The organism is Haematospirillum sp. H1815 (genome assembly GCF_012102705.1).
In the GTDB taxonomy this organism is placed as follows: Bacteria; Pseudomonadota; Alphaproteobacteria; order Rhodospirillales; family Rhodospirillaceae; genus Haematospirillum.
The window spans coordinates 70,613-90,919 of the sequence record NZ_JAAVTA010000006.1; the positions used below are offsets into that span (position 1 = coordinate 70,613).

17 protein-coding genes and 1 tRNA gene are annotated in these 20,307 nt (G+C 56.5%); 6 read left to right on the forward strand and 12 right to left on the reverse strand.

Annotated features, from left to right (window positions below; translation table 11 throughout):
• The first annotated feature begins 203 nt into the window (after nt 1-203).
• Together HEQ60_RS06555 and HEQ60_RS06560 are read left to right on the forward strand one after the other, a co-directional pair.
• Entirely contained in the window at nt 204-1,124 is a 921-nt protein-coding gene (locus tag HEQ60_RS06555) for a flagellin (RefSeq protein ID WP_168070769.1), read from the forward strand.
• 145 nt (nt 1,125-1,269) lie between these two features.
• Nucleotides 1,270-1,590, forward strand: coding sequence for a DMT family transporter (locus HEQ60_RS06560; RefSeq protein WP_168070771.1), 321 nt, complete (start codon nt 1,270-1,272; stop codon nt 1,588-1,590).
• Nucleotides 1,591-1,608: 18 nt separating this feature from the next.
• Here the strand turns inward: HEQ60_RS06560 and HEQ60_RS06565 are convergent, their stop codons facing one another.
• The 7 genes from HEQ60_RS06565 to HEQ60_RS06595 all read right to left on the reverse strand — a co-directional run bounded on the left by HEQ60_RS06565 (nt 1,609) and on the right by HEQ60_RS06595 (nt 8,503).
• Nucleotides 1,609-1,836, reverse strand: a complete 228-nt coding sequence (locus tag HEQ60_RS06565; RefSeq protein ID WP_168070773.1) for a DUF2892 domain-containing protein — start codon at nt 1,834-1,836, stop codon at nt 1,609-1,611.
• Complete coding sequence (locus HEQ60_RS06570) at nt 1,833-2,471, reverse strand: 3'-5' exonuclease (RefSeq protein ID WP_168070775.1); 639 nt, start codon at nt 2,469-2,471, stop codon at nt 1,833-1,835. Before HEQ60_RS06570 ends, HEQ60_RS06565 begins: the two co-directional genes overlap by 4 nt.
• Before the next feature lie 14 nt (nt 2,472-2,485).
• Complete coding sequence (locus HEQ60_RS06575) at nt 2,486-4,300, reverse strand: DUF294 nucleotidyltransferase-like domain-containing protein (RefSeq protein WP_168070777.1); 1,815 nt, start codon at nt 4,298-4,300, stop codon at nt 2,486-2,488.
• A 101-nt stretch (nt 4,301-4,401) separates the two neighbouring features.
• Nucleotides 4,402-6,075, reverse strand: coding sequence for a cation acetate symporter (locus HEQ60_RS06580; protein WP_168070779.1), 1,674 nt, complete (start codon nt 6,073-6,075; stop codon nt 4,402-4,404).
• Nucleotides 6,075-6,383, reverse strand: coding sequence for a DUF485 domain-containing protein (locus HEQ60_RS06585; protein WP_066134234.1), 309 nt, complete (start codon nt 6,381-6,383; stop codon nt 6,075-6,077). The genes HEQ60_RS06580 and HEQ60_RS06585 overlap by 1 nt, the downstream gene beginning before the upstream one ends.
• Before the next feature lie 435 nt (nt 6,384-6,818).
• Nucleotides 6,819-7,739, reverse strand: a complete 921-nt coding sequence (locus tag HEQ60_RS06590) for a DMT family transporter (RefSeq protein WP_168070781.1) — start codon at nt 7,737-7,739, stop codon at nt 6,819-6,821.
• Nucleotides 7,740-7,777: 38 nt separating this feature from the next.
• Complete coding sequence (locus tag HEQ60_RS06595) at nt 7,778-8,503, reverse strand: DnaJ domain-containing protein (protein WP_168070783.1); 726 nt, start codon at nt 8,501-8,503, stop codon at nt 7,778-7,780.
• 154 nt (nt 8,504-8,657) lie between these two features.
• Here HEQ60_RS06595 and HEQ60_RS06600 point away from each other — a divergent pair, with 154 nt between their 5' ends.
• Nucleotides 8,658-9,203, forward strand: a complete 546-nt coding sequence (locus HEQ60_RS06600; protein ID WP_168070785.1) for a prolyl-tRNA synthetase associated domain-containing protein — start codon at nt 8,658-8,660, stop codon at nt 9,201-9,203.
• Here HEQ60_RS06600 and queF read toward each other — a convergent pair.
• Genes queF through queA form a run of 3 tightly spaced genes read right to left on the reverse strand, consistent with a single transcriptional unit; the run spans nt 9,200 to nt 11,867 of the window.
• Entirely contained in the window at nt 9,200-9,664 is a 465-nt protein-coding gene (queF, locus tag HEQ60_RS06605; protein ID WP_168070787.1) for a preQ(1) synthase, read from the reverse strand. The genes HEQ60_RS06600 and queF overlap by 4 nt on opposite strands.
• Complete coding sequence (gene tgt, locus HEQ60_RS06610; RefSeq protein ID WP_168070789.1) at nt 9,661-10,806, reverse strand: tRNA guanosine(34) transglycosylase Tgt; 1,146 nt, start codon at nt 10,804-10,806, stop codon at nt 9,661-9,663. The genes queF and tgt overlap by 4 nt, the downstream gene beginning before the upstream one ends.
• Complete coding sequence (queA, locus tag HEQ60_RS06615; protein ID WP_168070791.1) at nt 10,806-11,867, reverse strand: tRNA preQ1(34) S-adenosylmethionine ribosyltransferase-isomerase QueA; 1,062 nt, start codon at nt 11,865-11,867, stop codon at nt 10,806-10,808. Before queA ends, tgt begins: the two co-directional genes overlap by 1 nt.
• A gap of 376 nt (nt 11,868-12,243) precedes the next feature.
• Between queA and HEQ60_RS10655 the strand changes: the two genes are divergently transcribed.
• Both HEQ60_RS10655 and HEQ60_RS10800 read left to right on the forward strand, forming a co-directional pair.
• Nucleotides 12,244-16,980 carry a M10 family metallopeptidase C-terminal domain-containing protein gene (locus tag HEQ60_RS10655; RefSeq protein ID WP_168070793.1) on the forward strand — a complete coding sequence of 1,579 codons (4,737 nt, stop codon included), beginning with the start codon at nt 12,244-12,246 and terminating at the stop codon, nt 16,978-16,980.
• 238 nt (nt 16,981-17,218) lie between these two features.
• Nucleotides 17,219-18,520 carry a calcium-binding protein gene (locus HEQ60_RS10800; protein WP_168070795.1) on the forward strand — a complete coding sequence of 434 codons (1,302 nt, stop codon included), beginning with the start codon at nt 17,219-17,221 and terminating at the stop codon, nt 18,518-18,520.
• 69 nt (nt 18,521-18,589) lie between these two features.
• Here the strand turns inward: HEQ60_RS10800 and purU are convergent, their stop codons facing one another.
• Both purU and HEQ60_RS06635 read right to left on the reverse strand, forming a co-directional pair.
• Nucleotides 18,590-19,468: a formyltetrahydrofolate deformylase gene (purU, locus tag HEQ60_RS06630; protein ID WP_168070797.1), complete on the reverse strand. Its 879-nt coding sequence runs from the start codon at nt 19,466-19,468 to the stop codon at nt 18,590-18,592.
• A gap of 65 nt (nt 19,469-19,533) precedes the next feature.
• Nucleotides 19,534-19,618, reverse strand: a tRNA-Leu gene (locus HEQ60_RS06635).
• A 171-nt stretch (nt 19,619-19,789) separates the two neighbouring features.
• Here HEQ60_RS06635 and HEQ60_RS06640 point away from each other — a divergent pair.
• Nucleotides 19,790-20,305, forward strand: coding sequence for a disulfide bond formation protein B (locus HEQ60_RS06640; RefSeq protein WP_168070799.1), 516 nt, complete (start codon nt 19,790-19,792; stop codon nt 20,303-20,305).
• The last annotated feature ends 2 nt before the right edge of the window (nt 20,306-20,307 follow it).

Below are 20,307 nucleotides of genomic sequence, written 5' to 3' on the forward strand. Positions count from 1 at the left end.
GGCCTTTCCGGCACTAGGCAATATCTGCCTATATGTTTGTGTTTTGAATGGGTTAGCCACTAACCATTGGGTAACACTTCTCCTGTAAATGCAGTATTGCGTCATCGGGACAGCCTGCACGGACAGATCTTCCGGGCGCGCTTGTGCTGGAGATCCCCCAGAACGGGGTTGAAGGCATTTTCAAGAATAGAGGATGCAAACCCATGGCTGACATCTCCCTTACTGCCTCCAGCCGGGCGAACCTGTTGTCACTGCAGTATACGCAGTCTTTGGTCAATCGTACCCAAGGGCGTCTGTCAACAGGCAAGGCCGTATCTTCGGTTATTGATGATGCCCTGAAATACTTTCAGGCCAAATCACTCAGTGACCGTTCCCGCGATCTCTCTGCGCGCAAGGACTCGATTGACCAAGGGATCAACGCCCTGAAGGTGGTGGTCGAGACAACCGAGCGACTTGAGCAGCTGGCCAACCAGATGCGCGGTATTGTCAACAGCTCGCGTACGGCGACCAAGGAACAGCGGCAGGAATTCACGTCGCAGCTTGGCTCGCTGGCCTGGCAGATCCAGAAGCTGATTGATGATACGTCCTATCAGGGTCAGAATCTGCTGAACTCCTCAGCGGCCAAGCTGACAGTTTATTTCTCTGAAAAAGCTGACTCAAAGCTGGAGATCAACGGCCTGAACTTCAACGCTTCGCGTTTGTTCCGTACGACCATCAATGGCGTATTGAGCATGAATGTTTCAAAGGCGGGTTTGGGGATTACTGTTCTCCAACGTCTCGGATTTACGGCGGCTCTTTCAGTCTATAACCTTTCGGTTGCGCCAAATCTGGCCAGCTATAACAACTTTGCCGACAAGGTTACCAACCGGTTGGAACGCACAATCGACAACGTGCGCGCCAAGGCAGCATCCTTTGGTGGTGCAGTGGCTATCCTCCAGGTGAGACTGGACTTTACCAAAAACTATACAAACATCCTGTCTGAAGGGTCTGACAAGCTTGTTCTTGCCGACCTGAACGAGGAAGGCGCAAACCTTCTGGCCCTGCAGACCCGGCAACAGCTGGGGATTCAGGCCCTGTCGTTCGCTGGTCAGTCTGAACAGTCGGTGCTGCAGCTCTTCAGGTAGTGTGCTGTTTCCTTGTTGCATATGTGCGGTGCCGGATGAACAACCCGGCACCGTTTTTCTTTGCCACAGTTTGCAGACGTTTCTTATGGTGATACCCGTTCTCGGGTGCAGGTGGTTTTGGCCTGTTTATCTGTGGGGTATCGGAATGTCTGTTTACTGGGTTGTCTTGTTTCTGGCCGTTATTACCGAGGTGATGTGGGCACTCAGCCTCAAGGCTGTCCAGCAGGAGCCCGGGGTTATGACACTTGGAAGCTGTTTGCTTCTGACGGTTCTGAATATCGGGCTTTTGTCCTTTGTCATGAGGGGAATCCCGATTGGGACGGCCTATGCAGTCTGGACCGGGTTAGGGGCTGTCGGGGTTGTTGCCGCCGGAATCATCCTGCACCAAGACCCGCTGACGGTCCGGCGGGTTGTCTTTACCGCATTGATTGTCTGCGGAGTCATAGGCTTGAAACTGGAATCCTGACTCACGCACATGTTATCGCTATGCGCTGGCTGGCGGGTTTCCCTGGCTGGTGTCCTCAGCCTCAAGCGGGCAGGTCTGGAAACCGAACAGGACGTAAACCGGGCAGTAGCCAAACACGGCGGTCAGCAGCGGGATTACTCCTACATAGCCCCACACATCAATGGCCCCGACAAGGGCTGAACCAATCAGCGCAACGCCTGCAATCAGGCGCAGGGCCCGGTCTATTGTTCCCATGTTGCGTTTCATGATCGTTCTCCGTGTTTCCGCACAGGTTTGCTACGAAGTTTCATATACATCAGGGCTGTCATAACGGCGTCGTCCAAGGCATTGTGGGCTTGGAGGCGTGGCAGGTCCAGTGTTTGCATCATGGTATCGAAGCGTAGGTCAACATGCCCCCTCCACAGCGGATCGTGCCGTGTAATTTCTCTGTCGTAGTAGAGAGAAGATACCTCGATTCGGCGATTCGGAAGGCGAATCCCCAGCCATGGTTTCAGCAGTCGGTTTACCAGTGCAATATCAAATTCCAGATAATAACCGACCAGCGGGCGCGTGCCGATGAAGTGCAGGAAGCGCGCCATGGCCTCCTGTGGGGCAAAGCCACCGGCCACATCGGTTTCACGCAGATGGTGGATGCGGATGGCATCCCGGTTTATGGCCCGACCCGGGCGAATGAACAGTTCCAGGCTCCGGCTGGTCAGGATCCGGTTTCCGCGAATACGGACCGCAGCCAGCGAGATAATATCATCCTTTTCCCGGTCCAGGCCGGTTGTTTCGCAATCAAAGCAGACGACTTCGTCCGGGTGTTCTGGCCCGAACAGGAAGCGCCACGACAGATCTTTCAGGCAGCGTCTGTTCCAGGCATGGCTGAGCAGCGAGAACACAGGGTAGCCCTTTCCTAGAATGCATCCAGACGCAGGCGCGTCACCAGGTGATTGCGGAAACGGCGGACAATCGCCAGGGAATCCCGCAGGGCATCGTACTGCAGCTTGCCAAGGGTCCCGGGATTGATCAGGGTGTCTGTGCCTGCGATATCCGTACCTTTATGGCCAATGCTGGTTCCAAGGCGCAGCTCCATCATGAACTGCAGGGCCTCTACCAATTCATCGGCCAGGCCGCGGTCAAGTTTTCCAGTGTCCCGCAGGGTATCAATGCGATCAAAAGTATTGGTTTCCATGATCCGTCCCTGCAGGGCGAGTGCCCTGACACCATGTATAACGGGAAAGATTCCGGCCTTCTTGATATCCAGGGGATCGCTGCGACTGCCTCCTTGCAGCAGGGTGTGCCACAGGCCGCCCCCGGGAGTATCAAACCACAACACAGGTCGTGCAAAATGGCTGATGAACATGTCGCTGTTGCTGACGCGGCTGAAAAGATTTTCCTTCAGGCTGTGCAGCAACAACGGGGACCCGGCAACCGGCTGTGCATCCAGGAATGCGGCCAGGTTGATGAAGCTTTGTTCACTGGGTTGATCTATCCACTGGAACAGGTTGTCGCGGAAGGCGGAACAGGTTTTCCGCCATTGGGGGTTGGAGACCATGATGTTGCCGGGGCAAGGTGGCCATCCAAACCGGATCATGGCTTCTGTAAAGCGCTGACACAGGGGTTCCAGCGCATCCGGATCAATGCTGTCTTCGACAATCAGGGCATTGTCCTGGTCGGTCCGGGCCATTTGTTCGCCACGTCCTTCCGATCCCATCACAATCAGGCAGCTTTTTTCCCCAAGTTCCGGTTCGGCCAGAAACTGGAACAGGCGTCTTTGCAGCTTGCGCGAAAGATCTGAGACCATTTCGGCAATAAAGCGGACCTTGACCCCCGAGCCATGCAGCCCTCTTAACAGGGGATCAAATGACCGGGCGGCCTTGTCCAGGGTATCAACAGAGTCAGCTCGCTCGATCTGGATGGCAACCAGATGGGAATGACTGGACATGTAGCCAAGCAGATCGATCAATTCCAGGACACCGATAACGTGGCCGTCATGAAGGACAGGCAGCCGGCGTACACCGTGCCTGGTCATCATGACCTGGGCATTGAACAGGAAGTCATCGGCACGGACAGTTATTGTTCCGAAGCTGGCGCATTGTTCGACCGGTGTATACAGCGGTTTCTGTTCAATCAGAACCGCTTCGCGGATATCGCTGCCGGACAGAATTCCAATGCGACCATCAGCGTGTTTTACCAACAGGCTGGTGGCGTGGTTTTTCTTCATTATCAGTGCGGCATCGCGCAGTCCTGTTGTGCCATCGGCAAAAACGGGCGGATGCAGGTAGGCATCACCGACCTTGGCGACCATAAAGGCCGCCATACCCCTGTTTGTCCGGGCTTCGGCACGAGCCAGAAGACGTTCGCTGACCGATGCGGTGAAGTACCGTTCAAAAGGTAGGTTGCTGCGGCACAGGTCCAGCAGCAGTTGGCGCGGAAGTGTATAGGCCAGCGTTTCTTCCCGTGCCTCGCATACAGGGGACGCACGCCCGCGTATCAAGGTCATGGCGCCGACGCAGTCCCCCGGTCCATGGACGGTGACCAAGGTGTCACCGTCATATTCCGTGACAATGCCCTTCATGATGACAAACAGGTGGTCTTGTGCTGTGTCTGGTGATGTCAGGCGTTCACCGGGCTGGAAGTAGGCAATGTCGGCCGCGCGTGCAACCTTCTCCCGTCCCGGGGTGTCCAGAAGGTCAAACGGTGGCATGGAAAAATCAAAGGCACTCATCGGGCCTGTATCCACAACATCAGGCGGGTTTACAGATGAAAAAGCCCCCGGCGTGCCTTGTGTGCATCCCGGGGGCTTCCGTTTTGCCGGGGTTCTTGTTCCTAGTGCTTGGACGCTCCCTCTGCACCCAGGCCAGTTTGTGAACGGACATACTGGTCTTCAAAGGCCTCCATTTCGGCGGCGGCCGTGGCGGAAGAGTCCGTCTTCGACATAATCCACGCGACCAGGAACGCCAGAGGCATGGAAATGATGGCCGGGTTGCTGTACGGGAAAATGGCAGCAGGATGTCCCAGAACCGTTTTCCAGACCGGCGGGCCCAGCACAACAAGAACCGTGGCGCATATCAGCCCGGAGAAGCCGCCATAAAAGGCCCCTTTTGTCGTCAGCCCTTTCCAGAACATCGACAGGAAGAGAACCGGGAAATTAGCGGATGCCGCAACCGAAAACGCCAAGCCAACCATGAAAGCGATATTTTGGCTTTCGAAGGCAATGCCCAGCAGGATTGCGATAATCCCCAAGCACAGGGTTGTGATCTTGGATACCCTGATCTCGTCGGCTTCCTCGGCTTTCCCGTCGCGGAAGACAGAAGCATAGAGATCATGGGAAACGGCCGAGGCACCGGACAGGGTCAACCCGGCGACAACAGCCAGGATTGTGGCAAAGGCAACCGCAGAGATAAAGCCCAGGAAGACATCGCCCCCCACTGCGGCCGCGAGATGAATGGCGGCCATGTTCGATCCGCCCTTGATCCCTTTTCCGTCTGCTGCCATGAACTCTGGATGTCCCAGAACCAGAACAATGGCCCCGAACCCGATGATGAAGGTCAGAATGTAGAAGTAACCGATGAATCCGGTCGCATAGAATACGGACTTACGGGCTTCTTTGGCATCCGAGACAGTAAAGAAGCGCATGAGGATGTGGGGCAGCCCCGCGGTTCCGAACATCAGGGCAATGCCCAGCGATATGGCATCAATCGGGTCGGATACCAAGCCACCGGGGGCCATAAGGGCTTTGCCCTTTGGGCTGTTAGCCACAGCACGCGCAAACATTTCTTCCGGTGAGAAGCCAACAGTGGAGAGCACCATGATCGCCATGAAGGTTGCGCCTGACAGCAGCAAGACAGCCTTGATGATCTGGACCCACGTTGTGGCCAGCATGCCGCCGAACATGACGTAAGCCACCATCAGAATGCCAACCACCGCAACAGCGAGGCTGTAGTCCAGACCAAAAAGCAGCTGGATCAGTTTGCCGGCCCCGACCATCTGGGCAATCAGGTACAGGATGACAACAACCAATGTTCCGGATGCGGCCATGGACCGAACCGGCGTTTGCTGGAGCCGGAAAGATGCGACATCGGCAAAGGTGTATTTACCCAGGTTGCGCAGGCGTTCAGCCACCAGGAACAGGATAATCGGCCATCCGACAAGGAAGCCGATCGAATAGATCAGGCCATCAAAGCCCGATGTAAACACCAAGCCAGCAATCCCCAGGAACGAGGCTGCGGACATGTAGTCACCGGCAATGGCCAGCCCATTCTGGAAGCCGGTGATACCGCCTCCCGCCGCATAGAAATCCTTGGCCGATTTTGTGCGTTTGGCAGCCCAGTATGTAATACCGAGCGTTGCTGCAACAAACGCAAGAAACATGGCAATGGCGGTCCAGTTGGTTGCCTGTTTCTGGACAGCGCCGTCAACGGAACCTGCCCCCAAGGCTGTGGATGCAGCCAGAACAAGGGGGCAGGCAAGAAGGAGGGAAAAGCCGGAACGATGCAACATCAGCGGGATTCCTCCACAATCTGGCGGGTCAGATCATCGTATTCGCTATTGGCTCGGGCAACATAGATCCCTGTCAGGACAAAGGCGGACACGATAACACCAATTCCTATGGGAATCCCGACTGTTGTAACGCCTTTATCCGAGATGGGAATTCCGAACAGGGATGGAGAGAAGGCGATAACAGCAATAAAGCCGAAGTATATGGCCAGCATGATCACCGAAAGAATCCATGCAAAACGGGTGCGCCGTGTGCAGAGATCGTGAAATTTTGGATTGGATCGAACTTTCTCGTACACTGTGCTGGACACGATATTCCTCCCGTTTTCTACTGCATCGTATTTCTTGATCCATATTGGCTTGTAAAAGCTGGCTACGACATGCAGCGCCTATTACGGCACTGTACACAGCGTGTTATTTGACACTAATTACGCTTATAGCATGTAGGGCGTAATCAAGATATCGTGAATAAGGAAGAATTCCACAACAAAATATGCAAGAGACTCTGGTCTAGGTTGCATTTGTAGGGCGGAGTTTTTCCGGAAGAGATAAAGAGAACAGATACGGACGTTATGTATTGTCTGTCTTGGCGTGACTTCAATGTTTCATGATCACCGCGCTTTTTCTCTGATTGCCACGTTAACAGGTGCACCAGAGCCTGTTGTGCCTGTGTTGTCATGACGTGATACCGTCCCGGATGACCCCTTCTGTCACGAAAGCAGGCAGAGTCATCCGAGACGTGTTTTTTATGAGGATGGTTTTGTTTCCGGGGAGACAGACGGGAGAGGATCTGTCCGGATTTCTTCCGTTTTCCGGTTTGCGTGCAGGGCTTGTCTCCACAAGATGGTCCCGACACCCGTAAGGGTAAGGAGTGCACCACCAACCTTCCACGCTGTTACATCCTCGCCGAGCAGCAGAACACCAACAGTCATGCCGACAACGGGATTAAGTAGGGAGAAGGGGACAACATGGCTGACCGGGTGTCGGCGCAATAACCAGTACCACAGGCCGTATGCGATAATCGATGATGCGACCGCTGTATAAAGAAGGGCAATCCAGGTTTGGTATCCGGCAGATGCGATGGCTTGCATCTGTCCTTCTTCAGTCAACCAGGACCACAGCGCCGTTTGCGGGAAGGCAAACAGGCTCATCCAGCCGGACAAGGCGACCGGGTTGACGGTACTGGTTTTTTTGGCCAACAAGTTGGATACTGCCCACGCGAAAGCCGAGATGATCAGCAACAAGGCCGGTGCAAGCGCGGGGACGTCAGGGCCGCCAGCCAGAAGAGCCGCGCCGGAGAAAGCAACGGCCAACCCCCCTATGCGCCAGGGACCAAGCTTTTCGCGGTACAAGATGACACCAAGAAGAGCAGAAAACGGAACACCCAACTGAATCAGGATACCGGTTGTTCCGGCGCTGATATCAGCCATACCGATAAACAGCAGGGCAAAGTGGAGTGTGCCCAGTGTGAAGGAAAGCAGGATGACATCACGCAACGCATTCAGCGGGATACGCAGAAAAGGAACGACCAAAAGGGCGACCAGGCCAAAGCGCAGCGTGACCAGAAGGATGGGGGGGAAGTCTGCAAGTCCGGTTTTGACGGCAACAAAGTTCAGGCCCCACAAAACCTGAACCAACAGGGCAAGAAAGATGTCAACAGGGCGCACGAAAAAACTCCGCAAAACGGGAATGTGGGATCTGGAGGTTAACGGCGCAGGCCACGATGGCGGGCAATCTCATCCCATGCTGCGTTGATGGATGCCATGCGTACACCGGCTGCGGCTATATCAGCCGGGCTTGCACCCTGTGCCGTCAGGGCATCGGGATGATTTGTGCGCAGCAGGGCTCGGTAGGCCTTGCGCACCGTGTCATCATCGTCGTTATCTCGGACGCCAAGCGTGGAATAGGCTTCATGTAGCCCCATTCCAGTACCGCCGGGCATCGTGCCGGGCCGACGTCCCAAGGCAGCTGCCATTGTGTCCAGTGCTTCCTGAACCGTGGCTGAAGGTTTTCCTTCGCAGGCTGAAAAAGCACCCAAAGCGGCAAGAAGGGCATCGGCCCTGTCGGGGTCGTTGTCCAGAAGAACAGCCAGTCCCCGCAGCAGGGGGAGTGGAAGCTCGGGCATATCATAGCCCCGGGTGAACAGGGCAAGGGCGGTTTCTCTGTCCTGAGGTGCCAAGGACAGGACCCGGAACAAGGCTGTTTGCCCCCGGTCGGGGTCCCAGCCAGACAATCTGGCCAGATGACCGGACAGGATCAGCAGGGCCGCTGACAGGGCGGTGTCGGTTGTCCCCGCCTGGAACTGGCGCAGGGATACTTCGGCAATGCGGAAGAATCCCAGAGGATCAAAGGTACGGAAGACGCCTTGGCGATCCCAGAAAAAGTGGCCAAAAGACGCCCCCAGGAGAGCGCCAAGCGGTCCCCCGGTCATCAGTCCCGCCATTCCACCGAATACCTTGCCCCACATTGCTCCAGTCCATCGCATGCGCCCGGTCACCATGTCGCTTGACCGGCGTGCCGTCAAGACGGCACGATTTTTCTTTTGTGCAGGGCAGGTAGCATTTTTTGTCAGTGCTGGAGGTTTTATGACATCTTTTATATCCCGGGCGGAGCTGTTTACCTTTCTGAACCACCTTGGAATCAAGACCATAACCCGGGAGCATGTCCCGGTCTTTACCGTGGAGGACGGGGCTGAATGCTGGGCTGATATCCCCGGCGTGCATTGCAAGAACCTGTTCCTGCGGGATGCTGGCCGCCAGAACTGGCTTCTGGTTGCCCCGGTACAGCGCCGGATTGATCTGAAGACCTTGCCTGATCGCATTGGGTCACGGCGGTTGTCGTTTGGTTCAGCCGATCGTTTGTGGGCAACCCTTGGGGTGCGCCCGGGGTCGGTTACGCCGTTTGCCCTTCTCAATGATCGTCAGGAGCAATCCGTGCGTGTGGTTCTGGATGCCTGGATGATGCAGCAACCCCTGCTGAACTTTCATCCCCTGGAAAATACGGCGACAACGACCATTGCGGCATCGGACCTTCGCCGTTTTCTGGAGGCCTGCGGACACGTGGTGTCGCTGGCTGTGCTGGATCCAGAGGCCGTTAACCCCGTCAGCGTGCCGGCCTGCAATACGATCTAGCCCCGCCCGCGGTATGGAGGCACGCCCTGATCCGGAAGCCAGACTCCGTCAGGCACCGGACCGGTCTGATAAAAGACGTCAATCGGGATTCCTCCACGCGGGTACCAGTACCCCCCGATCCGCAGCCATACCGGCTTCAGGGCTTCGGCAAGACGTTTCCCGATGTAGACGGTGCAGTCTTCATGAAAGGCCCCGTGATTGCGGAATGACCCGAGGAACAGCTTCAGGCTCTTGGACTCAACCAAGGTGGCGCCGGGTACATAGTCGATGACCAGGTGGGCAAAGTCCGGCTGTCCGGTGACCGGGCACAGGCTGGTAAATTCCGGTGCAGCAAAGCGTGCGACATACAGCGTGCCCGGATGCGGGTTGGGCACGGTCTCAAGGGTGGCTGCTTCCGGAGAGGAGGGCAGGGCAGACGCGTGGCCAAGCTGGGTCAGGCCCGAGGGGTCGCTGTTGGTCATTCCGGTTTCTCCACCGTCAGGGGTTCGATATCGCCAAGCGCCTGGCTTGCTTCAAACTGTGTCCTGTACTGCGACAGGGTTCCTTGCCCGATAGCCGAGCGAAGATCCTTCATGATATCCTGATAGTGCTGGATGTTATGCCATGTCAGCAGCATCGGCCCCAGCATTTCCCCGGCCCGGATCAGATGGTGCAGATAAGCGCGCGTGTACTGGCGACATGCCGGGCAGGGGCAGGTTTCCTCCAGCGGTCGCGGGTCGTCCTGGTGACGGGCATTGCGCAGGTTGACCGTGCCGCGGCGGGTGAAGGCCTGGGCCGTGCGCCCCGACCGGGTGGGCATCACGCAGTCAAACATGTCGATGCCACGGGCCACGGCACCAACCATATCGGAGGGTTTTCCCACCCCCATCAGATAGCGCGGCTTGCCGACCGGCATGTCGGGTACCGTGCTGTCAAGGGTCTGGAACATCAGTTCCTGTCCTTCCCCGACGGCCAAGCCCCCGACGGCATAGCCCTCGAAATCAATGTCCCGCAGCCGGGCCATGCTTTCCGCCCGCAGGTCAGGGAAGACGCTGCCTTGTACAATGCCGAACTGGCCATAGCCTTCACGCGGGACAAAGGCATTACGCGAGCGTACAGCCCACCGCATGGACAGCCGCATTGAATGGGCAGCTGTTTTCTTGTCCACAGGCCAAGGGGTGCATTCATCGAAGGCCATGGTTACCGTGGCATCCAGTTTGTACTGGATATCGGTGGAGTATTCCGGGGTCAGCGTCCATGACGACCCGTCAATATGGCTGCGGAAGGTGACGCCATCTTCTGTCATCTTGCGCAGCTTGGCCAGGCTCATGACCTGGAATCCGCCGGAATCCGTCAGGATCGGGCCGGGCCAGTTCATCATCCGGTGCAATCCCCCCAAGGCCTGCACCCGATCGGCCCCGGGCCGCAGCATCAGGTGATAGGTATTGCCCAGAATCATCTGCGCCCCCGTGGACGCAACGCTTTCAGGCAGCATGCCCTTGACCGTTCCGGCTGTGCCAACCGGCATGAAGGTGGGTGTATCCACGGGGCCGTGTGCGGTTTCAATGCGCCCCAGGCGGGCAGCGCCGTCTGTTTTCAGAACAGAGAAGGAGAAAGCCGTCATCAACAGGAATCCTTGCACCGCAACAGCGACCCGTCGCCGTAGGAATAAAACCGGTATCCGGTCTTTATAGCGTGGGCATAGGCCGCGTGCATCGTGTCCAGGCCGGCCATGGCACAGACAAGCATGAACAGGGTGGAACGCGGCAGATGGAAGTTGGTAACCAGAAGATCGGCGATCCGGAATTGATAGCCGGGTGTGATAAAAATAGAGGTGGAACCGGACCACGCCGACAGGGAGCCATCGGGTGCAGCCGCACTTTCCAGCAAGCGCAGCGATGTTGTGCCAACGCAGACGACCCGTCCGCCCTGTTCCCGGGCTTGTGTGATGGCCCGGGCAGCTTCGGCTGAAATGTCCCCTGTTTCGGCATGCATGCGGTGATCACGGGTGTCTTCGGCCTTTACGGGTAGAAAGGTGCCGGCACCGACATGCAGGGTGACGTGTACCCGACGAATCCCCCGGCCATCAATGGCTCCCAGCAGTTCCGGCGTGAAGTGGAGACCGGCCGTGGGGGCAGCAACAGCGCCATCGCGGGAGGCATAAACCGTCTGGTAGTCCTGCCGGTCGCGGGCGTCATCTTTCCGTCCCATGTAGGGGGGGAGGGGAATATGGCCGTGACGCTCCAGTGCGGCCATCAGATCAGCCCCGCTGCGGTCAAAGCGCAGGACGATCTCGCCCCCTTCCTGCCTGTCTTCGACACGGGCCGTAAAGTCTCTATCTGCTGACAGGACAACGGTTTGTCCGGGAGACAGCTTGCGGGCGCCCTTTGCAAAGGCGGCCCAGGTGTCTGACCCCAAGCACTGATGAAGGGTGATGTCCACGCCGGCCGGCTGACCGCCGGGATGGATGGCAGGCCGCAGCCCGGACAGGCGGGCTGGAATGACGCGGGTATCATTGAACACCATCACATCGCCCGGTTCCAGAAGGCCGGGAAGGTCCAGCATGGTCCGGTCGTGCAGGCCATCGGGTGCCACATCCAGAAGCCGGGCGCTGTGGCGTGGTGACACGGGGCGCGTGGCAATCTGTTCCCGTGGCAGATCAAAGTCAAAGGCATCAACCCGCATCGGTTGCCGTATCCTGTTTCCGTTTGCAGGCAAGAAAAGAAGGGAGGGTATGCCTTGCCCTGTCCCTGTGAGCAAGAGGGAAATCTGCCTGGTCCATAGTTTGGCTCCAAGGATGTCAATTTAGGATTGTGGGATCCGGGAGCGAGAAGCGTATGGGTAGAAAGTAATTCCAGGCAGAGACTGTTGTTAATGTGAGTTCATCTGCTGTCTAGTCTTGTCATATTGATCTTTACATGAATATTCATAGTTAAAAAGTATCCATATAATACCGTGCATTATAATTAATGATCTGATTCATAATGTAGTTTTATTGTTGACGTTTTCATTGATCTTCAATGCAATTGAATGGTTATTTTCACAGCCTGCGGGGGAGCAGATGTCTGTCGAAAGAGAATACCAGCCTACCGATATGGGTGTTAGCCGTGCGGTTATTGGCACACGCGGCAATGACGAAATCATCGGAACAGACCGCCGTGATCGTATGATTGGCGATGATGGCGATGACCGTCTGTTCGGTCGGGACGGCGATGACCTCCTGATTGGTGCGGATGGCGATGACTACCTTGATGGCGGTGATGGTGCTGACAGACTTGTGGGCAATGGGGGTGCCGATACGTTTGTTTTCCGCGAACTGGCATCTGACAAGCGCGACATGATTGTCGACTTCAAAAGTGCTGAAGGCGATAAAATTGATGTGTCGGTAATCAGTGAGCATATGATCCAAGCTGGGCTTCCGTCGCTTCGATTCAGTGGGCAGGAGCCGTCTCCCTATTCTGTCTGGTACCGCGGTGGGCCGGGTGAGCATGGCGTGACGCTGGTTGTGGACGTAGATGGTGATGTATCACCAGATCGTGTTGTCTGGTTGAGAAGTGCGTCCTCTCTTTCCAGTCAAGACCTTGTTCTTACCGGACCACAAAGAAAGGTTCCTGATTCCTCGGTACAGGAAGGGACGGATTATAATGATCGCTTGGTTGCCGGTTTCGGTCCTGACCACATGGACGGTCGGGGTGGTGAGGATGCCATCGATTACCGGGATGCCCTGTTACCCGTCAATGTGGCTCTTGCGGGATCCCAAAACGCAACGGTTTTTGTGGATGGCCGCGAAGAAGATACTGTCGTCAATATTGAGCATGCTTTTGGTGGTTTTGGTGATGACTGGTTGGCTGGGGACGATGGCAGTAACATTCTGTCCGGTCGTTCTGGTTCCGATATTCTGGTCGGTGGTCCAGGTGCGGATACCCTGAACGGTGGTCTTGGTGCGGACCGTTTTCTGTACATGGATTCTGTGGAAACCCATGGTGACCTGATTGTCGACTTCAATCGGTCCCAAGGGGATGTGGTTGATGTTTCATCGATCGATGCCAATGTTCATGAACCCGGGCGTCAGGAATTTGTGTTTTCCGGGCAGTTGCCCCAAGCGAATTCCATTTGGTACCGGATCTTTATCGATGGTGATGATACTGTTCACGTTCAGGGTGATGTGGATGGTGACCCTGAAACCCCGGAAATTGATATTGCTATGGAAGGGGTGACAAGTGTCAATGCCCGTGATCTGGGCCTGTTGACAGTCATCCGCGGAAATGCTGTCGATTTCTCGGCCCATATCCAGCCGACAGCGGTCAACCTGGATCAATTGGCTTTCCAGGGTGTCAGTTCGGTGGTTGGTGCCCTGAACGCCTGGAACAGGATACAGGGCTCCGACAGTGTCACCGGGGCATTTGTCGGGGGTGACAAGGGGAATAACATTGTTGGTGCCAGTGGCGATGATACCCTGCGCGGGGGGCGCGGTAATGACAGCCTGCACGGAGAAGGCGGCCGCGATATCCTGGATGGCGGGGATGGTGATGACTTCCTCAGGGGAGGATCCGGGGCTGATATTCTGACCGGTGGTCCGGGGATGGACCGGTTCCATTATCGGACTTCTGCCGAAGTGCAGGGTGACGTTATCAGCGACTTCAACCGCGATCAGGGTGACTGGGTTGACCTTTATCGCATTGATGCCAACACGCACGTGGATGGGTGGCAGCTGTTCACATTCAGTGGCGAAGAACCACGTCCCCATGCCTTGTGGTCCGGGCCTGATCCAGATGGGTCAGGTGTGCGACTTTATGGAGATACGGACGGGAATCCTGAAACAGTTGAGGTTGATCTCCAGTTTCTGGGTATCGAGGTCCTTGATGCCTCGGATGTTCAGTTGCCTGTCAGCAGGGATGGCACCCTGGATTTTTCAGACCTGATTCACTACGACCTGGTAAACCTGCATGAACATCATCCCTTCCTTCAGGTTATGGGGCCAAGGTCTGTTTCCTCAACGCTGCTGGGTGGCAGTGGTGCCAATGTCCTGATTGGCGGCCTGGAGGATGACTCGGTTATCGGGGATGAGGGGAATGACACGCTGTACGGCATGGAAGGTGATGATCATGTCAACGGCGGAGCCGGCGATGATTATCTCGATGGTGGGGAAGGTGACGACCTTGTCACGGGGGGCTTGGGTGCGGACAAGATGACCGGAGGGCGCGGAGCCGATCGTTTCGTCTACAGCAGTGTCGAGGAAGCTCAGGGTGATGTGATCACGGATTTCAATATGCTGGAAGGGGACTGGATTGACCTGACCAGGGTTGATGCGGGAAGCTCATCGGACGAGCCTTCATGGAGTGGTTTTGTTTTTGCTGGTACCACGCCGCAGGCTCATGCGCTCTGGTCCCGTTTTGACCGGGAACGGTTTGGGACGGAGCTGCTGGGTGATACGGATGGTAATCCTGAAACAGCAGAGATTTCCATCTATCTCAAGGGCACCGAGTTCTTTGGCCCCGAGGCGCTCCAGCTTCCCTCCCTTGCGGGGGATACTGTCGATTTCTCGGCCACAACAAAGCATACCTATATCCATCTTGATTACTACAACGGCATGAATCATGTGCGTGGCCCCCTTGATGTCGCGACAGAGATTCATGGAAATACCGACGCCAATACCCTGTCCGGCGGAGACAGGGGTGATACGCTGTCGGGGCATGACGGTGATGACACCCTGATCGGTGGGGGTGGGGATGACCAGCTCTACGGCGAAAGGGGAGATGATGTTTTGCGCGGTGGAGATGGTCGTGATGTGCTGGAGGGTGGTCCCGGTGCCGACACGCTGAGCGGTGGTACGGAAGCTGATCGTTTCCGCTACACATTGGCCAGTCATACTGTTGACGACGTGATCCTTGACTTCAATCGGGATGAAGGGGACTGGCTTGACCTGCACCAGGTTGATGCCAACATTTACGAAGCGGGATGGCAGGTCATGTCCTTTGGTGGTGCAAAGGCAGCGCGCCATTCACTGTGGTTCAAACCGGGGGAAGACGGGAACAGTGTGACCTTGTGCGGGGATACAGACGGAAACATCCGTACCCACGAAGTCAGCCTGGAAATCAGGGGTATAACGTCACTTCTGGCATCGGACTTTGATATGCCTGTGCTGCGTGCCGAGGCACCGAATCTTGCCGGGACACTGCAGGCTCTGCGTGGGGTTTTTGTACCATCGCCCCATGATGGTTCCAAGGCAGATTTCCGTTTCGATGACAGTGCGTTGTCGGGGGAAACAACGCCGGAGCAGGTTCCCGGCAACGATGAAGAGGGCTCTTTGCAGGCCCCGCTTGTTATTTCGCCGGGCGACGGGCCTTACGATACCCCCCAGGCTTCCGTATCTGGTTATACGGCATCCCAGTTCTCCAAGTTCCTGTTGCGTGTTCTGGATGACGAGGGGCGTTTCTCGGGGTTGCAGGGGCGTGACGCAGGTGGCAAGCCTCCGGCGCTAGAGACTCTTGACTTCTCGATGACATCCCATCACCGGCATATCGATATCACCACCTACAGGGGCTTCAACAATGTCGTCGGGCCGGCTGATTCCGGTGCGGAGATTCGCGGTGACAGCGGTCCCAACGTGCTGACAGGGGGGGATGGTCCCGACCAGATATACGGAGAAGCCGGTGATGATATCCTGGTCGGTGGATCCGGTGATGATACCCTGCACGGTGGTAGCGGCAACGACATCCTGACCGGAGAAGCGGGCAATGACACCCTCTACGGTGATGATGGCAATGACATCCTGACCGGCGGGACCGGAGCTGACATCATGCATGGCGGTCGTGGTCACGATACCCTGACCGGCGATGCCGGAAATGACACGCTTGAAGGTGGTGACGGAAACGATACCCTTTCTGGCGGCGCCGGGGCCGATATCCTGCGTGGTGGCCTTGGTCGGGATACGTTGTCCGGCGGGTGGGGTGCGGATCGCTTCCATTACCGCTCTGTCGATGAAACCGTCGGCGATGTGATTGCAGACTTCAACCCGTTACAGGGGGACTGGATTGATTTGCACGGGATAGACTCGGGCGACAATCCGGATGTATGGCAGGGTCTTGTCTTCCACGGAGCCAACGTGCGTCCGCATTCCCTGTGGTATCAGGTCGATGGGAATGGAAAAGGTGTACATCTTTACGGAGACACCGATGGCAACGTGGACACGCGCGAAATCAATATTGCCGTGAAAGGTGTTGCCGTTCTTGAGGCTCGCTCTGTTCCCCTGCCAGTCTTTACCATGGATACCGTAGATTTCTCGTCAAGCCGGTCTTATACGGCGATTGATCTGGCCGATTATCGGGGCATATCCAATCTGGTTGGTTCCCGTGTCGTTGGGATGGAGCTGCATGGAACCGGTGCGGACAATTCCCTGACCGGGGGTGATGGTGATGACCACTTGCATGGTGGTGGCGGTAACGATGTCCTTGCGGGCGGGGATGGCAAGGATGTGTTGACCGGCGGTAGTGGTGCGGATTCTTTTGTGTATTGGTCTGCTGCGGCAGCGGTTGGCGATGTTATTACGGATTTCAGTCAGGATGACAGGGATACCTTGGATTTCAGTCTGGTTGACGCTGATACATCCGCAGCCGGCGTTCAGGATCTTGTATTTTCTGATACGGTGCCGCGCGCACATGCTGTGTGGTATGTGCCCAATGCTGCGGGGAGTGACCTTGTTTTGTGTGGTGATACGGATGGTCATGTTGAAACCACGGAGATAGCCTTCCTTCTCAAAGGCGTCTCGTCACTTGCCGCATCAGATTTCCTGTTCTGAGATATTCTGATCTGCAAGGTTCCGTGGTGCGGCATGCCGTGTCACGGAACCTTTATTTTTGCAGGGAACATAACAGGCGCTGTGGCGTCGTGGCCTGTCATGAGTGCAAGATTACTTGATATATGGACATATTTTCGACCCACGAGGGTGTATCCTGTTAGAGGTATTTCCAGGATAAGGCGTGTGTTCCGGTACAGTGTTGCGGATTATTTGACAGGCAGGAGCAGGGATATTGAACGTGACAAATTATTCCACGTATGACAGCAAGGCGATGCCCGGTTCGGGCGGGCTTGTTCTTGTTGGGGGAGCAACGTCGGATACGTTGCAGGGGAGCAGTCTGTCCGATGTCCTTGTTGGTGGAGGTGGGTCTGATATCCTGCATGGCAAGAGTGGATCCGACACCCTTGTTGGTGGGGACGGGAACGACACACTGTATGGCGGTCGTGGCGCTGATCTTCTGGATGGACAGGGTGGGGATGACACATTACGTGGCGGGCCGGGTCGCGATATCCTTTCCGGTGGGGATGGGAACGATTTTCTGGACGGCGGTCGAGGGAACGATACCTTGGTGGGTGGTGTCGGTGATGATGTCCTTGTTGGCGGCGCTGGTGCTGATGTGCTCGTTGGTGGTCCGGGTGCTGATTGCTTTCGTTACCATTCTGTTGGTGAGGCGCTGGGCGATGTGCTGATGGATTTTGATCCACAGCAGGGAGACCGGATCGAGATGAGCCTTCTTGATGTTGGTCCTGGTCTGGATGCTTGGCATGGTTTTGCTTTTACCTATGAGGATTCCGCCCCTTTTTCGGTGTGGTTTGTGCTCCCCGAAGTCGTGGAGCCAATCTCTTTTCCCTGGGGGGTCGGAGAATTCAATGTGTCCCGCAAGGGAGGCAATATCAAGCTGCGCGGTGATACCGACGGTAATCCCGAAACGCTTGAAATGGATATGGTGATCCGGGGTATGGACTCCCTGGATGGAACACATCTTGATCTGCCCACCATTTCGGGAGGCATTGCTGATTTTTCATCCCAGATCCGGTATCGGGTTATTGATCTGGGGCAGCGTTCAGATGTGACAAGTATTCTTGGTCCCCGGAATGTGGGTGTCGAGATCCGGTCCGGCAAGCAGGGCACATTTATGGCTGGTGGGGATCTGGGCGACCAGCTGATTGGTTCTGATGGTGATGATGTCCTCGCAGGGGGGCGGGGATCCGACATCCTGACCGGCGGAGGTGGTGCGGACCGGTTCTGCTTCTGGCATGGCGATGGTTATGGCGTTGAAGATGTCATAACAGATTTCCGTCGCACTGAAGGCGATCGTATTGACTTTGCGCGTGTTGATGTGGACAGGGATGCCGAGGGGCGCCAACCCTTGTCCTTCTCTGGCACCATGCCAAGGGCGCACGCCGTTTGGTATCAGGTGCGTGATGGCGGGGTCGGTGTCACGTGTTATGCGGATGTGGACGGCGATCCAGCCAGTGCAGAGATTCGTATTCTGGTCAGCGGCAATACGTTTCTGGAAGAATCTGACTTTCTGTTCTGACAGCCCCATGCGAACAAGGCCCCTGTCATGCAGGAGCCTTGTTCATTCAGAGCAAGTTTTAGAATATGCCTACCGGAAGACAACAGTCTTGTTGCCGTTGGCCATAACTCGCTTCTCGACATGCCAGCGAACAGCCCGTGACAGGACCATCGTCTCGATATCGCGCCCGGTCCTTACCAGAGCATCGACAGAGAAGGTGTGGTCTACCCGTTCAACAGCCTGTTCGATAATCGGTCCCTCGTCCAGGTCACCAGTTACGTAATGCGCTGTTGCCCCGATCAGCTTGACACCTTTGCTGTGCGCCTGCTGGTAGGGCTTGGCACCCTTGAAGCTGGGGAGGAAGGAGTGGTGGATGTTGATGGCGCGTCCCGACAAGGCCTTGCAGGCTTCTTCCGACAAAATCTGCATGTAACGCGCCAGCACCAGCAGGTCAGACTTCGTTTCCGCAAACAGCTCTAGCATCCGGGCTTCCTGGTCTGCCTTGGTTTCCTTTGTCACCGGCAGATAGTGGAAGGGAATGCCGTGCCATTCCACCAGATCACGGAAATCAACGTGGTTGGACACCACCCCGGTGATATCGATCGCCAGCTGTCCCGTACGCCAGCTGTGCAGCAGGTCATTGAGGCAGTGCCCGAAGCGGGATACGGCAATCATGACCTTGGGGCGGTCGCCGGAACTGTTAATGTTCCACTCCATTCCGAACCGGCTGCCGATCAGGTCAAAGCCTGCCTTCAAACGATCCAGGGATGGAAAACTTTTGCCACCGGCGCGGAAAGAGGTGCGCATGAAAAAGAGGCCGGTATTCGGGTCGCCGTAGTGGGCGCTGTCGGTGATGAAGGCTTCGTTTTCGGCCAGAAAACCAGACACAGCGGCAACAATGCCGACCGTATCCGGGCATTTGATGGTCAGTACATAAAGCGGTTCGGTAACGACAGCGGCAACGTTCATTCGGGCCGGCTTCCTATTTTGCGGGATCTCGGGATGCGGGGCAATCTTTCGCGGCGGGCCAGCCATGGTGGGGGTGGAGGGACTCGAACCCACACTCCTTGCAGAACACGATTTTGAGTCGCGCGCGTCTACCAATTCCGCCACACCCCCGTGCGTGGCCCGCCAATGCGAAGGCGAAACTCTATAGAGGCTTTTCTGGACTCCGCCAAGGAAAAAATGGCGTTATCCTGATTGTATGCTGAAAATTATGGTGTCGGGGCTGGTCATTTTGTCGCCAGAGGTGCACTCTGCGGCGGTGTTTGCCCTGTGTGCGGAAGTTCCATGCCTTTATCTGCAATATCCTGTCGCCTGTTCTTTTCCTGTATCCTGGGGGCTGCGGTCCTGGCTCTTGCCGGTGCCCTGACGGCCGAGCATGTCTTCGGTCTGGAGCCGTGCATCCTGTGTCTGTATGAGCGGGTTCCGTGGGTTCTGGCCGGTTTGCTTTCCGCATGCTGGCTTGTTTTTCCCTTTGTCCGACGCAGCCCCATGCCGGGGGTTCTTCTTGTCACGGCGGTCTTTTCCGCGGGGGCTTCCCTGGCCGGGTATCATGTTGGAGTTGAACAGGGATGGTGGGCTTTTCAGGGATGTACCGGTGAGCTTCCCGGCCCCTTGGCGCTTGCCGACCTGATGGAGGGGCTGGACCGTCCGGTGCGCCCGGCCTGCAATGTCGTGCAGTGGACCCTGTTCGGGCTGTCCTTTGCCGGTTACAATGCCTTGGCCTCCCTGTTCATGACGGGGCTGGGTGTGTTTGTCTTCCTGTCGGGCGTGTTCCCGGTTTCCCGGCAGAAGGGGGAATAAGC

Coding starts and splice junctions, on each gene's coding strand:
- HEQ60_RS06560 (WP_168070771.1), top strand. CDS start 1,270: ATGTCTGTTTACTGGGTTGTCTTGTTTCTGGCCGTTATTACCGAGGTG.
- HEQ60_RS06595 (WP_168070783.1), bottom strand. CDS start 8,503: ATGACCGGGGGACCGCTTGGCGCTCTCCTGGGGGCGTCTTTTGGCCAC.
- HEQ60_RS06640 (WP_168070799.1), top strand. CDS start 19,790: ATGCCTTTATCTGCAATATCCTGTCGCCTGTTCTTTTCCTGTATCCTG.
- HEQ60_RS06565 (WP_168070773.1), bottom strand. CDS start 1,836: ATGAAACGCAACATGGGAACAATAGACCGGGCCCTGCGCCTGATTGCA.
- HEQ60_RS06600 (WP_168070785.1), top strand. CDS start 8,658: ATGACATCTTTTATATCCCGGGCGGAGCTGTTTACCTTTCTGAACCAC.
- queA (WP_168070791.1), bottom strand. CDS start 11,867: ATGCGGGTTGATGCCTTTGACTTTGATCTGCCACGGGAACAGATTGCC.
- HEQ60_RS10655 (WP_168070793.1), top strand. CDS start 12,244: ATGTCTGTCGAAAGAGAATACCAGCCTACCGATATGGGTGTTAGCCGT.
- tgt (WP_168070789.1), bottom strand. CDS start 10,806: ATGACGGCTTTCTCCTTCTCTGTTCTGAAAACAGACGGCGCTGCCCGC.
- purU (WP_168070797.1), bottom strand. CDS start 19,468: ATGAACGTTGCCGCTGTCGTTACCGAACCGCTTTATGTACTGACCATC.
- queF (WP_168070787.1), bottom strand. CDS start 9,664: ATGACCAACAGCGACCCCTCGGGCCTGACCCAGCTTGGCCACGCGTCT.
- HEQ60_RS06575 (WP_168070777.1), bottom strand. CDS start 4,300: ATGAGTGCCTTTGATTTTTCCATGCCACCGTTTGACCTTCTGGACACC.
- HEQ60_RS06555 (WP_168070769.1), top strand. CDS start 204: ATGGCTGACATCTCCCTTACTGCCTCCAGCCGGGCGAACCTGTTGTCA.
- HEQ60_RS06580 (WP_168070779.1), bottom strand. CDS start 6,075: ATGTTGCATCGTTCCGGCTTTTCCCTCCTTCTTGCCTGCCCCCTTGTT.